At 69.1% G+C, this 13,522-nt stretch carries 12 protein-coding genes and 2 pseudogenes; 5 read left to right on the forward strand and 9 right to left on the reverse strand.

Annotated elements, in window-relative coordinates; translation table 11 throughout:
* The 3 genes and pseudogenes from BST14_RS09900 to BST14_RS09910 all read left to right on the forward strand — a co-directional run.
* Positions 1 to 521: pseudogene (locus BST14_RS09900) on the forward strand (MMPL family transporter); the annotation flags it as partial.
* Positions 518 to 997, forward strand: a complete 480-nt coding sequence (locus tag BST14_RS09905; protein ID WP_083064338.1) for a TspO/MBR family protein — start codon at positions 518 to 520, stop codon at positions 995 to 997. The pseudogene BST14_RS09900 and the gene BST14_RS09905, both read left to right, overlap by 4 nt.
* Before the next feature lie 2 nt (positions 998 to 999).
* Positions 1,000 to 2,328 carry a cryptochrome/photolyase family protein gene (locus BST14_RS09910; protein ID WP_083064339.1) on the forward strand — a complete coding sequence of 443 codons (1,329 nt, stop codon included), beginning with the start codon at positions 1,000 to 1,002 and terminating at the stop codon, positions 2,326 to 2,328.
* A gap of 25 nt (positions 2,329 to 2,353) precedes the next feature.
* Here BST14_RS09910 and BST14_RS09915 read toward each other — a convergent pair whose 3' ends face one another.
* Positions 2,354 to 3,091 (reverse strand): acyltransferase, encoded by a 738-nt coding sequence (locus BST14_RS09915; protein WP_066862245.1) that lies wholly within the window; start codon positions 3,089 to 3,091, stop codon positions 2,354 to 2,356.
* Positions 3,092 to 3,186: 95 nt separating this feature from the next.
* Here BST14_RS09915 and BST14_RS09920 point away from each other — a divergent pair, with 95 nt between their 5' ends.
* Both BST14_RS09920 and BST14_RS09925 read left to right on the forward strand, forming a co-directional pair.
* Positions 3,187 to 4,509, forward strand: coding sequence for an outer membrane protein assembly factor BamB family protein (locus BST14_RS09920; protein WP_083064340.1), 1,323 nt, complete (start codon positions 3,187 to 3,189; stop codon positions 4,507 to 4,509).
* Positions 4,510 to 4,527: 18 nt separating this feature from the next.
* Positions 4,528 to 4,917: a DUF6264 family protein gene (locus BST14_RS09925; RefSeq protein WP_083064341.1), complete on the forward strand. Its 390-nt coding sequence runs from the start codon at positions 4,528 to 4,530 to the stop codon at positions 4,915 to 4,917.
* Here BST14_RS09925 and BST14_RS09930 read toward each other — a convergent pair.
* The 8 genes and pseudogenes from BST14_RS09930 to ctaD form a co-directional block, all read right to left on the reverse strand.
* Positions 4,914 to 5,597, reverse strand: a complete 684-nt coding sequence (locus BST14_RS09930; protein ID WP_083064342.1) for an esterase — start codon at positions 5,595 to 5,597, stop codon at positions 4,914 to 4,916. The genes BST14_RS09925 and BST14_RS09930 overlap by 4 nt on opposite strands.
* Before the next feature lie 70 nt (positions 5,598 to 5,667).
* On the reverse strand, positions 5,668 to 6,903 hold the full coding sequence (locus BST14_RS09935) for a class I SAM-dependent methyltransferase (protein ID WP_083064414.1): 1,236 nt from the start codon (positions 6,901 to 6,903) through the stop codon (positions 5,668 to 5,670).
* Positions 6,861 to 7,832, reverse strand: coding sequence for a class I SAM-dependent methyltransferase (locus BST14_RS09940; protein ID WP_083064413.1), 972 nt, complete (start codon positions 7,830 to 7,832; stop codon positions 6,861 to 6,863). The genes BST14_RS09935 and BST14_RS09940 overlap by 43 nt, the downstream gene beginning before the upstream one ends.
* Before the next feature lie 10 nt (positions 7,833 to 7,842).
* A complete protein-coding gene (locus BST14_RS09945; protein ID WP_245845360.1) occupies positions 7,843 to 8,547 on the reverse strand; it encodes an enoyl-CoA hydratase in 705 nt (234 codons plus the stop codon).
* A gap of 65 nt (positions 8,548 to 8,612) precedes the next feature.
* On the reverse strand, positions 8,613 to 9,431 hold the full coding sequence (locus BST14_RS09950) for an NUDIX hydrolase (RefSeq protein ID WP_083064343.1): 819 nt from the start codon (positions 9,429 to 9,431) through the stop codon (positions 8,613 to 8,615).
* Positions 9,428 to 10,350: pseudogene (locus BST14_RS09955) on the reverse strand (ABC transporter ATP-binding protein). The gene BST14_RS09950 and the pseudogene BST14_RS09955 overlap by 4 nt, the downstream one beginning before the upstream one ends.
* Before the next feature lie 21 nt (positions 10,351 to 10,371).
* Positions 10,372 to 11,610 carry a phosphoserine phosphatase SerB gene (gene serB / locus BST14_RS09960; protein WP_083064345.1) on the reverse strand — a complete coding sequence of 413 codons (1,239 nt, stop codon included), beginning with the start codon at positions 11,608 to 11,610 and terminating at the stop codon, positions 10,372 to 10,374.
* Positions 11,611 to 11,625: 15 nt separating this feature from the next.
* The gene (ctaD, locus tag BST14_RS09965; protein WP_245845356.1) at positions 11,626 to 13,386 is read right to left on the reverse strand and encodes an aa3-type cytochrome oxidase subunit I; all 1,761 of its coding nucleotides are present in this window, start codon (positions 13,384 to 13,386) and stop codon (positions 11,626 to 11,628) included.
* Positions 13,387 to 13,522 lie beyond the last annotated feature (136 nt).

A 13,522-nucleotide genomic window follows, 5' to 3' on the forward strand; every position in this document is an offset into this window, starting at 1 on the left:
GTGGGGCGGCGCGGGGCCCGCGCCCCCCCGACGGTGTGGCCGGCCTGTTGCGTGGCTGGGGTGGCGGGGGTGGGCTTGGGGGGGGGGGCGAGCCTGCATGTCTTCGGGTTTCCGGCGCTGGACAACACCACCCCGCTGTTCGCCTTCCTGTTCTTGGCGGCCCTCGGGGTGGACTACACGATTTTTCTCCTCACCCGGGCCCGCGAGGCAGCCGCGCGACCCGGCGCGCTCGATCCGATGGTGCGGGCGGTATCGGTTACCGGTGGCGTAATCACCAGCGCCGGAATCGTTTTGGCCGCCGTGTTCTGCGTACTCGGGGTGTTGCCGTTGATCGTGCTGACCCAACTGGCATCATCGTCGGCCTGGGGATACTGCTCGACACCTTCGTGGTGCGTACGCTGGTAATCCCGGCGTTGTTCGCCCTCATCGGCGACCGGATCTGGTGGCCCACCAACCCGGCACGCGCCAAAGCCGTTGAGCACCAAGCGGACCGGAAACAACCAGAACGGAGCACGCCGTGAACAGGTCGATACTGGCCGCGACCAGCCTGGCCGTCGCCGCAACCGCCGGAGCCGGCAGCGTCGCCAGCCGCGACGCCATGTCGCGGTGGTACTCGAGGCTTCGCAAGCCCGCCTACCAGCCACCGCGAGCCGCCTTCCCCGCGGCGTGGATCACGCTCTACGGCGACATCGCGGTCACCTCGGCAGTAGCCCTCGACCGTCTCCGGGCGACCGGGCAGCACGACAAGGCCCGCGGCTACGCGGCGGCGCTGGCGGTGAACCTGCTCCTGAACGCCGGATGGAGTTGGCTGTTCTTCCGGTACCACAAACTCGGGGCGGCCGCGGTCGGGGCGGCGGCGCTGACGGCCAGTAGCGCCGATCTGGTCAGGCGCACGTCCGCCGCCACAGCCGGCGGCGGGCTGGCGTTGCTGCCCTACCCGCTGTGGTGTGGCTTCGCGACCGTCCTGTCCGCCCACATCCAACGACTCAACCGCTGATCATGCCGGCACTGTTGTGGTTTCGCCGCGATCTGCGGTTGCGCGATCATCCGGCGTTGCTGGCCGCGGCCGAGAACGGTGAGGTGCTCGCCTGCTTCGTGCTGGACCCGCGCCTGGAAAGGTCTTCGGGACAACGGCGACTGCAGTACCTGGGTGACTCGCTGCGGCGGCTGCGCGACGACCTCGACGGCCGGCTGCTGGTCACCCGCGGGCAGCCCCACACGCAACTTCCCCGCATCGTCACAGAAACCGGGGCGTCGTCGGTGCACGTCTCCGAAGATTTCGCGCCGTTCGGCAAGCGCCGTGACGAACGGGTGCGCGCGGCGCTGGGTCCGGTGCCGCTGGTGGCGACGGGGTCGCCGTACCTCGTCTCGCCCGGCCGCGTCGTCAAACCGGATGGCTCACCCTACAAAGTGTTCACCCCGTTTCTGCGGCAGTGGCGCAAGATCGGCTGGCGAGAACCGGCCAAGTCGGATGCCGGGTGCGCACAGTGGCTGGATCCGGCCGGGGTGCGAATCGAGCAGTGTGACATCCCCGATCCCGGTCTCGCCCTCGAGGTGCCCGCCGGGGAGGCGGCGGCACGCAAACAGTGGAAGTCGTTCGTCGACAACGGCTTACAGAGGTATGCCCGGGACCGCAACCGGCCCGACCTGACCGGGACCAGCCGCATGTCGGCGCACCTGAAGTTCGGCGCCATTCATCCCCGCACCCTGGCCGCCGACCTGGACGCGCGCAGCGACGGGGCACAGGGCTTCTTGCGGGAGTTGGCTTTTCGCGACTTCTACGCCGACGTGCTGCACCACTGGCCGTCCAGCGCCTGGTGCAACTGGAACAGCGATTTCGACGGCATCCAGACCGACACCGACGCGCACGCCGCCCGCCGCTTCGAGGCGTGGAAGGCCGGCGAGACGGGCTTTCCGTTCGTGGATGCGGGGATGCGCCAGCTGCGCGAGACCGGATTCATGCACAACCGGGTGCGGATGGCCGTGGCCTCGTTTCTGGTCAAGGACCTGCACCTGCCGTGGCAGTGGGGGGCCGAATGGTTCCTGGATCAGTTGGTCGACGGCGACATGGCGAACAACCAGCACGGCTGGCAGTGGTGCGCGGGCTGCGGCACCGACGCCGCCCCCTACTTCCGGGTGTTCAACCCGATCACCCAGGGTGAGAAGTTCGACCCGTCGGGCGACTACATCCGGCGCTGGGTGCCCGAGCTGCGGGCGGCCGACGACGTGCACCTGCGCAGAGGCCGGCGTCCCGACGGCTATCCCGTGCCGATAGTCGACCATGCCCTCGAGCGCGCCGAGGCGCTGCGGCGCTACCAGAGCATCTGAGCGCAATACGCCCGCCGTCTCGCCGCTAGCGAGCCGCCTTTTTGCGCTCGATGTCGGCCAGCGCGGCCGCCAGTTCGGCGCGCTGCGCGGCCGAGCTCTCCCAGGCGAGCTGACGGTTCTTGACCACCTTGGCCGGCGCGCCGACCGCGATCGAGTAGTCCGGGATCACCCCGCGGACCACCGCGTGAGACCCCAGCACGCAACCACGCCCGATGGACGTGCCGCGCAGCACCGATACCTTGACGCCCACCCAGGTGTCCGGACCGATCCGGACCGGGGATTTGACGATGCCCTGGTCCTTGATCGGCAGGTCGATGTTGTCCATGCGGTGGTCGAAATCGCAGACGTAGCACCAGTCGGCCATCAACACCGAGTCGCCGAGCTCGATGTCGAGGTAGGCGTTGATGACGTTGTCGCGACCCAGCACCACCTTGTCGCCGAACCGCAGTGAGCCCTCGTGCGCGCGGATGGTGTTCTTGTCGCCGATGTGCACCCAGCGGCCGATCTCGAGCTGCGCGAGCTCGGGCGTCGCATGGATCTCCACGCCCTTGCCGAGAAACACCATGCCGCGGGTGATGATGTGCGGGTTGGCCAGCTTGAACTTCAGCAGTCGCCAATAGCGCACCAGGTACCACGGGGTGTACGCGCGGTTGCGCAAGACCCATTTCAGCGAGGCCAGCGTGAGGAATTTGGCCTGGCGCGGGTCGCGCAGATTTGATCCACGCCAACGACGATGGACCGGGGCACCCCACATGGATGTCATGGCCGGAAAGCCTAGTCGAGTGGCCAAGCGCTACCCTCACGTGTACTCGATCGCCGCACCCGCCGAACGCCCCTGCGGAAGGACTTGAAACCGACGTGCTTGCCCGACGACTCGTCAGTGGGCTCCGGTGTTGTTCGTCCGTAGCGCTGGCGGCCGTGCTCGCGGTGACGCTCGGCGGCTGCGGCAACACCGACTCGTGGGTGGACGCCGTGGCCGCGCAAAGCTGGCCGGCCCAGTACGCCGACGCCGCCAACAGCAGCTACACCACCGTCGGCGGGGCCACCCAGCTGTCGCTGCAATGGACCCGGTCGGTGAAGGGGAGCCTGGCCGCCGGACCGGCGCTCAGCGCGCGCGGCTATCTGGTCCTCAACGCCCAGACCCCGGCGGGGTGTTCGCTGATGGAGTGGGAGAACAACGACAACGGGCGGCAGCGCTGGTGCGTGCGGCTCGCCCAGGGCGGCGGCTTCGGCGGCCCGCTGCTCGATGGTTTCGACAACGTCTACGTCGGCCAGCCCGGGGCGATCCTGTCCTTCCCGGTGACCCAGTGGACGCGGTGGCGCCAGCCGGTGATCGGCATGCCCGCCACGCCGCGGTTTCTCGGCCGAGGCGAGCTGCTCGTCACGACACACCTGGGCCAGGTGCTGGTCTTCGACTCCCATCGCGGCCAGGTGCGCGGCAGCCCGCTCGATCTGGTCGACGGCGTCGACCCCACCGACGCCGCGCGCGGGCTGGCCGATTGCGCCCCGGCCCGCCAGGGTTGTCCCGTCGCGGCGGCGCCCGCCTTTTCGCCGGTCAACGGGATGGTGGTGCTCGGGGTCTGGCAGCCCGGCGCCCCGGCCGCAAGTCTGGTGGGGCTGAAGTACCACCCCGGGCAGTCGCCGCTACTCACCCGTGAATGGACTAGCGACGCCGTCGGCGCCGGCGTCATCGCCAGCCCGGTGCTGTCGGCCGACGGATCGACCATCTACGTCAACGGCCGCGACCAGCGCCTGTGGGCGCTGCGGGCCGCCGACGCGAAAGTGAAATGGTCGGCGCCGCTGGGCTTTCTGGCGCAGACGCCACCCGCGATCACCCCGCAGGGGCTGATCGTGGCGGGCGGCGGGCCCGACACCCGACTGGCGGCGTTCAAGGACGCCGGTGATCATGCCGACCAGGTGTGGCGCCGCGACGATGTGTTCCCCCTGTCGACGTCGAGCCTGGCCGGCGGCGGCATCGGCTACACGGTGGTCAGCGGCCCGCCGGCGAACGGCGTCCCCGGCATGTCGCTGCTGGTGTTCGATCCGGGCAGCGGCCGCACGCTCAACAGCTCTCCGCTGCCGGCGGCGACCGGGTATCCGGTCGGGGTATCGGTCGGCACGGATCGCCGCGTGGTGGCCGCCACCAGCGACGGTCAGGTTTACGGTTTTGCGCCGGCCTGACCGGGACATACTGCTGTAGTGCCGATCGACGACCCCGCGGCGCACGGCGCCGTGACGACCAACACCGCAGGCAGCGGGCGCAGAAACACCGCCGACATCGTGGTGACGGTCATCTTGCTGGTCATCCACGGCGGCCTCTACGGCGCGACCTTCGTGCTGCTGGGACTGCTCGTGATGAGCACCGACCCGTGCGGCTACCAAAAGTGCGGCGACCCCGCCTGGATCGACCGGGCCATGAACCTGGGCGCATGGGGCGGCGCGGCCCTACTGCTCATCGACATCGTGGTCGCGGTGTACCTGCTGGTGCGCCGGCAGCGGGCGTTTTTCGTACCGATCATCGGGTGCCTCGCGCAGGTCGCGCTGGCGGTCGCCGCCGTGGCGATGGAGTTGCAGGCCGGCCCCGTCTAGACCGCCAGCGGCGGGATGGCGTTGCGCGGCACCTGGGCCTGCAGCGGCCCGCCGAACGCCGGCAGCATCTCGCCCGGGGCGAAGTAGAAGATCAGCTGATCATCGGTGATCGCGAAATTCTGGTAGTGCGTCGGGTCATGACCGGTCGACGGCAAAATGGCGGCGCCCAAAGGGGTCTGACGTTCCAGCTCGCGCTGCACGATCGGGAAGATGGCGTCCAGCGGCGTGGTGCCCGGGGCGAACAGGTTGTCGAAGACCAGCGGCTGCTTGGTCGCGAGGTTGTAATTGAAGGCCTTGTACCAGATCGACGAGTGCGATCCACCGACGTCCTGGAAGAACTTGAGCACGACGCTGCGGGTGTTATGCGGCGACTGCCCGGCGCTGTGCTGTTCGGTGGTGGCCTCCAGTTGGTAGGGCTGGTCGCGCCCACCGGAACTCTGCGCGACGGCGACGAAGCCGTCCCGGTTCTGGGTGATGTAGTCGGTCAGCGCCTGTTCGTCCGGATAGTCGGTGGGAAAGGTCATGTTGAGCGTGTAGTTGGGTCCGGTGGCATGCAGATGGCACAGCTGGCCGGCCTCGACGCTGCCGCCCAAACCGGCACACGACGGCGGCTCGGCCGTGGCCGGCCAGCCCAGGAAGACCGCCGACGCCAGCAGCGCAGCGGCTATCGGATAGCGCATCGTGGAATCGTCCTCGCGAAAGTGCCCAGGCCGGTGACCCGGAGAAGTGACGCCGCCAGCGTACCCAAAGCTATCGGGAGGGCCGGCAAACGAACGCCATCGCCCTGCTGGCGGTCCGTGCGCCGATGCGGGCGATGACCACCGACAGCGCGCGGCTCCCGCGCAGCCGCATCCGTTTGCGCAGCGCGTCGGGGTCGACCCGCACCCCGCGCACCAGCACCTCGAGCGAGCCGCAGTCCAGCGCCGTCAGCGCCTGGCGAAGGCGGCGCTCGTCGAAGACCAGCTGTTCGAGCACCTCGAAGCCGCGGTCGGCGTCCGGTAGTCGATCGCCGGACAGGTAGGCGATGTCGGGGTCGAGCTGCCACAGCCCGTGCCGCGCGCCGTAGTGGCGCACCAGCCCGGCCCGCACCACGGCGCCGTCCGGGTCGACGATCCAGCGCCCGGCCGGCCGCACTTCGCACTGGTCGGGATCGGCGTCGGTGAGCTGCTCGCCGCGGTCCAGCATGTTGGCCCGCCGGCCCACGCCTGGCTGCGCCAGCCCGGCCGACCACAGGCACGCTTCCCGAACCGAACCCCGATAGGACGTCACCTCGATCTCGCCGCCGAAGCCCAGGCGCCGCACCTGCCCGAAATCGATTCCGGGAGCGCACTTCACGACGAAGCGCCGGTCTCGGTAGGCGTCGAGCAGCGAGCGCAGGCCGGGCCGGTAGTCGTCGATGCGCAACCGGCGCCGGCCCTCGACGCGACGGGCCGGGTCGGCCACGACCACGGCGTCGCGGGTGATCGGGCGCAGAGCGTCGGCGCGGCAGATCAAGGCCGCCTCCCCCACGTTGTGGCGCGCCATCGCCAGCCGCACCGGGTCGATATCGCTGCCCACCGCGGTGACCCCGCAGGCCTGCAGCGCGGCGAGGTCGGTGCCGATCGAACAGGTCACGTCGTGCACCGCGACGTCGGGGGCCAAGCCGGTCAGTCTCTTGGCCCGGTGCAACGCCACCGGCGCCGCGGTGGCCTGCTGCAGCGCCTCGTCGGTGAACAGCCACTCGGACACCACCAGCGCGCCGAGCTTGTCCAGGGCTCGGCGGCGCAACAGAACCGTCTCCACCAGGATCGCGGCCCGGTCGCCGAAACGGGCGCGGGCCGCGGCGACGTCGCCGACCCGGCCGGCGTCGGTCAACCCGAGTTGGGCGACGTCCGCCAGCGCCGCGGCACCCGCGGCCGACCGCAGGTAACCGACGTCTTGCGCGCTGAACTCGATTGCCCGGCTCAGGAAGGTTTGACCCCGGTCACCATCACGTTGTAGAACCAGCCCTTCGGGACCACGCGGCGCCACACGTTGGCGTCCACCCAGCTGAGCGTCTTCCAGCCGTTGAAGGCGAACTTCGCCCAGCCCCAGCCCAGGCGCCCGGGCGGCACCGACGCCTCGAAGGTGCGCACCGGCCAGCCGAACATCGCGGCGGTGAACTCCTCGCTGACCGTCCGCACCTGAACAGCCCCGGCGTTTTCGGCCATCCGCTCCAGGTCGCCCGGGGTGAAGGTGTGCAGGTCGACGATGGCCTCCAGCGCCGCGGCCCGCGAGGATTCGTCGAGCTCGGCCTGCGGGCGCCGCCAGCTGCCCAGGCCGGGCAGCTTGGTGACGTTGGTGGCGATGCGCCAGGTCAGGGTGGACAGCTCGCGGGCGTAGACGTCGCCGGCGCTGGTCGGCTCGCCGGCGAAGACGAACCGGCCGCCCGGGCGCAGCACCCGGATCACCTCGCGCAGCGACAGCTCCACGTCGGGGATGTGGTGCAGCACGGCATGCCCGACGACCAGGTCGAACGTGTTGTCCTCGTACGGGATACCCTCGGCGTCGGCGACCCGGCCGTCGATGTCGAGGCCCAGCGACTGCCCGTTGCGGGTGGCGACCTTGACCATGCCCGGCGACAGGTCCGTCACCGATCCGCGCCGGGCCACCCCGGACTGGATCAGGTTGAGCAGGAAAAACCCTGTCCCGCAGCCCAATTCGAGGGCCCGGCCGTAGGGCAGCTCCCGCAGCACCGCGTCCGGCACGATGGCGTCGAAGCGGCCCCGCGCGTAGTCGATGCAGCGCTGGTCATAGGAGATCGACCACTTGTCGTCGTAAGTCTCGGCCTCCCAGTCGTGGTAGAGCACCTGGGCCAGCTTGCTGTCGTGCCGGGCGGCTTCCACCTGCTCAGCGGTGGCGTGAGGCGTCGGAACGGCGTCGGTCGAACTGGTCATGCAGGGCAGCCTAACGGCCGCCGGGATCCACCCGACCGCCACCGCCCTGACGGGAGAACAGCTCGACGTAGCGGCGCCGTTCGGCGGCGAGCCGGTCGGGCAGGTCCAGGTCGTAGACGTCGTTGATCCCGGCCTTGGCGGCGGCCAGCGCGTGCCGCGGCCCGTCGAGGAAACGGCGCGCCCATCCGGCGGCGGCGTCGTACACGTCGTCGGGGGCCGCCATTTCGTCGATGAGTCCTAGCGCCAGCGCCTCGTCGGCGTCGAAAAACCGGCCGCTGAACACCAGCTCCTTGGCCTTGCTCGCGCCCGCCGCCCGGGTCAGGCGGGCCATCGCGTCACCGCCGGGCATCAGGCCGGCCAGGATTTCGGTCGCGCCGAACTTCACGTTGTCCCCGCTGATCCGCCAGTCGGCGGCCAGGGCCAGCGTGAGACCGGCGCCCAACGCGTATCCGGTGATCGCGGCCACGGTCGGCTTGGGGATCGCCGCCACAGCGTCGATGGCCTCCTGGCGGACCCGCGCCAGGCTCTCGGCCTCGGAGCCGCGCAGCGTCCGCAGCTCGGGCACGTCGTCGCCGGCGGAGAAGATCTCGTGTCCACCGAACAGGATCACCGCGGAGACGTCGTCGCGCCGGCCCAGTTCCCCGGCCGCCGCGATGATTTCCCGATAGACCTGGCGGGTCATGGCGTTCGTCGGGGGCCGCGACAGCAGCAACATAGCCAGCCCGGCGTCCTGCGAGCCGTCGCTGACCACCGCGCTGACGAACTCGCTCGATCGAGCGTTCACAAGGGCCACTCCATGCCGCCCGATTTGCGCGCCTGATGGTAGCGATCGGAGTCGAAGAATTCGAAAACCCAGTTGTCGCCGCGCTTTTCAAGGAGGGGTTGCACGGGGGCGATTTGGCGTTCGACGGCCAGCACGTCGGCGACGCTACGGCCGGCCAGCGAATCCAATTGGGTCCAAGTCGGCGGCAGCAGGACGTTGCGGCCTGCCTCGAAGTCGGCTATGGCATCCTGCGGCAATGCCCAGCCGAACCGGTCGGATTCGGCGTTCTCCCCGTCGGCGCGCTGGCCCTCGGGCAGCGCCGCCACGAAGAAGTAGGTGTCGTAGCGGCGGGTCCGCTCGGCCTCTGGCGTGACCCAGTTGGCCCATGGCCGCAGCAGGTCGGAGCGCAACACCAGGTTTTCGGTGCGCAGGAAATCGGCGAACGACAGCGTCCGATCGTCCAGGGCGCGCCGGGCGTCGGCGTAGACCGAGGCGTCGCGCACGATGCCGTCCGGGTCGCCGGCCGGGCCGGCGAAGAGCACCCCGGACTCTTCGAAGGTCTCCCGGGCCGCCGCACACACCAGCGCAGTGGCCAGCTCGGTGTCGATGCCAAACCGCTGTGCCCACCAGTCCGGCGCCGGACCGGACCACGCGATATCGGCGTTGCGGTCGCGGTCGTCGACGCCGCCACCGGGGAACACGATGACGCCCGGGGCGAACTCCATCTTCGAATGGCGGCGCATCAGGAAGATCTTCAAGCCGGCGGGGTCGTCGCGCACCAGCATCACGGTGGCGGCCGGCCGTGCGACCAGCGGGGCTTCGTCGGCTGACGTCATAACGGCCTCCGGTGGGCTGCTCGGGTGCGGACTCGCCGGGCGAAGTAGCGCCCGTCGACGACGTCGAGGGCGATCGCCTGGCCGAAGGCGGTGGACAGGTTCTCGGCGGTCAGCACGTCGGTCAGCAGTCCCGCGGCGACCACCTCGGCTTCCGAGAGCAGCATGCAGTGACTGAACCCGGGCGGAATCTCCTCGACGTGGTGGGTGACCAGCACCAGGGCGGGCGCCTCCGGGTCGGCGGCCAGGTCGGCCAGCCGGCTGACCAGCTCCTCACGCCCGCCCAGGTCCAGGCCGGCGGCGGGCTCGTCGAGCAGCAGCAGCTCGGGATCGGTCATCAGCGCGCGGGCGATCAACACCCGCTTGCGCTCACCCTCCGACAAGGTTCCGTAGGTGCGGTCCGCCAGGTGCTCGGCGCCCAGGCTCTCCAGCATGTCGATCGCGCGTTGGTAGTCGACGTCCTCGTAGCGCTCCCGCCACCGGCCCAGCACCGCGTAACCGGCCGAGACGACGAGATCGCGCACCACCTCGTCGGTGGGGATCCGCTGGGCCAGGGCCGAGGAGCTGAGCCCGATCCGGGAGCGCAACTCGGTCACGTCGACCCGGCCCAGCCGCTCGCCGAGCACGAAAGCGACGCCGGACGAGGGATGTTCGGCCGCCGCGGCGATTCGCAGCAGCGAGGTCTTGCCGGCCCCGTTAGGCCCGACGATCACCCAGCGTTCGTCGAGTTCGACCGCCCAGTCCAGCGGCCCGACCAAGACGTTGCCGCCACGCCTCAGCGACACCTGCCTGAAATCGAGCAGCAGATCGGGGTCGCCTACATCGCCAGTCTGGTCGGTTCTACCCTCGGATTCTCTCGAAACCTCGGGTTTCACCTCCGGCCTCCGTTCTCGAGCACCCGACCATCGTGCCGTACCGCGATGCTCGAATACCTGCCGGGTCGCTAAGGGCTGGGCGGGATTTCCACCCGGCGCACCTCGCCGTCGATCGCGTCGGCGGCCTCGATTTCGCCGCGGGTCACGCCCAACAGGAACAACACGGTGTCCAGATAGGGATGGCTCAGCGACGCGTCGGCGACCTCGCGCAGCGCGGGCTTGGCGTTGAACGCGATGCCCATCCCGGCGGCGGCCAGCATGTCGATGTCGTTGGCGCCGTCGCCAACGGCGACGGTCTGCGCCATCGGCACCCCCACCTGGCTCGCGAATTCCCTTAGCGCCGTGGCCTTTCCGGCCCGATCGATAATGGGCCCGATCACCCGGCCGGTGAGCGTGCCGTCGACGATCTCCAGCTCGTTGGCCGCGACGTAGTCGAGCATCAGCTCCTCGGCCAGCGGCTCGATGATCCGGCGGAAACCCCCGGACACGACGCCGCAGGCATAACCCAGTCGCCGCAGGGTCCGCAGCGTGGTGCGGGCGCCGGGCATCAGTTCCAGCTGGTCGGCGACCTCGTCGATAACGCTGGCGGGCAGGCCCGCCAGCGTCGCCACCCGCTGCTGCAGCGACTGCGCGAAGTCCAGCTCACCGCGCATCGCGGCGTCGGTGATCGCGGCAACCTTGCCCTCCGCACCCGCCCGGGCCGCCAGCATCTCGATCACCTCGCCCTGCACCAGCGTCGAGTCGACGTCGAACACGATGAGCCGCTTGGCCCGTCGTTCCAGGCTGTAGTCTTCGACGGCCACGTCGACCTGTTCCTCGCTGGACACCCGGTTCAGGGCGGTCCGCAGCGCCGCGTCCGCGCCCGGCGGCACCGAGACCCGCAGCTCCAGGCCGATCACCGGATAGTCGGAGACACCGCGGATCAGGTCGATGTTGACGCCGAGCGCCGCCACCTCACGGGCCACCGCGCCGAACGCGCTGGCGGTGATGGGCCGGCCGAGCACGAAGATGGTGTGGGTCGAGGGGTTCCGCATGATCGGCACGTCGTCGCTGCGCTCGATCGTGACGTCGAGCCCCACGTTGCGGATGGCGGTTTCGACGTCCTCGCGCAGCTGCGCGCCGTCGGCGACGTCGGCCGGGCAGCACACCAGCACGCCCAGCGTCAGACGGTGCCGGATCACCACCTGTTCGACGTTGAGGAGCTCGACCCCGTGCCGCGACAGCGCCTCGAACAGGGTCGCCGTCACGCCGGGTTGGTCCACGCCGGTGACGGTGATCAGCACCGACACCTTGGGTGGTGAGTTCACTTCGGACTGCCGCCGCTACTGCTGAGGGGTCGAGCGATCGGGTTCGGTCCGCGGTCCGAAGCCCTTCGGCGATTCGAAAGCCGTGGCGTGACGGCCCACGTGCGCCTCGGCCCGCAGCCGCTCGACCATGTGCGGGTAGTGCAGCTCGAACGCCGGACGCTCCGAACGGATTCGGGGCAGCTCGGTGAAGTTGTGCCGCGGCGGCGGGCAGCTGGTCGCCCACTCCAGCGAGTTGCCGTAGCCCCACGGGTCGTCGACCGTGACGACCTCGCCGTAACGCCAGCTCTTGAAGACGTTCCAAACGAACGGGAACATCGACGCGCCAAGGATGAAGGCGCCGACCGTCGAGGCGACGTTGTAGGGCTGGAAGCCGTCGCTGGGCAGGTAGTCCGCGTAGCGGCGCGGCATGCCCAGGTCGCCCAGCCAGTGCTGCACAAGGAACGTGGTGTGGAACCCGATGAAGGTCAGCCAGAAGTGCAGCTTGCCCAGCCGCTCGTCGAGCAGCCGGCCGGTCATCTTCGGGAACCAGAAGTACACCCCGCCGAAGGTGGCGAACACGATGGTGCCGAACAGCACGTAATGGAAGTGCGCGACCACGAAGTAGCTGTCGGTGACGTGGAAGTCCAGCGGCGGGCTGGCGAGCATCACGCCGGTCAGACCACCCAGTAGGAAGGTGATCAGGAAGCCGACGCAGAACAGCATCGGCGTCTCGAAGGTGATCTGCCCCTTCCACATCGTGCCGATCCAGTTGAAGAATTTGATCCCGGTCGGCACAGCGATCAGATACGTCATGAACGAAAAGAACGGCAGCAGAACGGCTCCGGTGGCGAACATGTGGTGTGCCCACACCGCGACCGACAGGGCGGCGATCGACAGGGTCGCGTAAACCAGCGTGGTGTAACCGAACACCGGCTTGCGCGAGAACACCGGGATGATCTCGGTGATGATGCCGAAGAACGGCAACGCGATGATGTACACCTCGGGATGGCCGAAGAACCAGAACAGGTGTTGCCACAACAGAACTCCGCCGTTGGCGGCGTCATAGACGTGGGCGCCCAGATGTCGGTCGGCGGCCAGCCCGAACAGCGCCGCGGTCAGGATCGGGAACGCGATCAGGATCAGGATCGAGGTCACCAGGATGTTCCAGGTGAAGATCGGCATCCGGAACATCGTCATGCCGGGAGCGCGCATGCACACCACGGTGGTGATCATGTTGACCGCACCGAGGATGGTGCCCAGACCGGCGACGATCAGGCCGGTGATCCACAGGTCCCCGCCGGCACCGGGTGAGTGCACGGCGTCAGACAGCGGCGTGTAGGCGGTCCAGCCGAAGTCTGCGGCCCCGCCCGGGACGATGAAGCCGGACGCCACGATCAGCCCGCCGAACAGGAACAGCCAGAACGAAAAGGCGTTCAGCCGCGGGAACGCCACGTCGGGCGCACCGATCTGCAGCGGCAGCACCAGGTTGGCAAAACCGAACACCACCGGGGTGGCGTACAGCAGCAGCATGATCGTGCCGTGCATGGTGAACAGCTGGTTGAATTGCTCGTTCGACAGAAATTGCAGCCCGGGAGCGGCCAGCTCGGTGCGCATCAGCAACGCCATCAGCCCGCCTATGAAGAAGAAGGCGAAGCAGGTGACGGTGTACATGATGCCGATCATCTTGTGATCGGTGGTGGTGATCAGTTTGTAGACGAGGTTCCCTTTGGGGCCCATGCGGTCCGGGTAGGGACGAACGGCCTCTAGTTCTCCCAAGGGGGGCGCTTCGGCTGTCAACAGCTTCTCCAAACATCCGGGTCGGACACTGGCCCAAAAATCGGTATCGAGTCGAATCTTAGCCGTCGATCACGACGACGTCAGGGCTGGTCCTACAAACTGTCGTAAATGGCTCAACGGCGCGGCGCGTCCGTCG

This window comes from Mycobacterium arosiense ATCC BAA-1401 = DSM 45069 (assembly GCF_002086125.1).
Lineage (GTDB): Bacteria > Actinomycetota > Actinomycetes > Mycobacteriales > Mycobacteriaceae > Mycobacterium > Mycobacterium arosiense.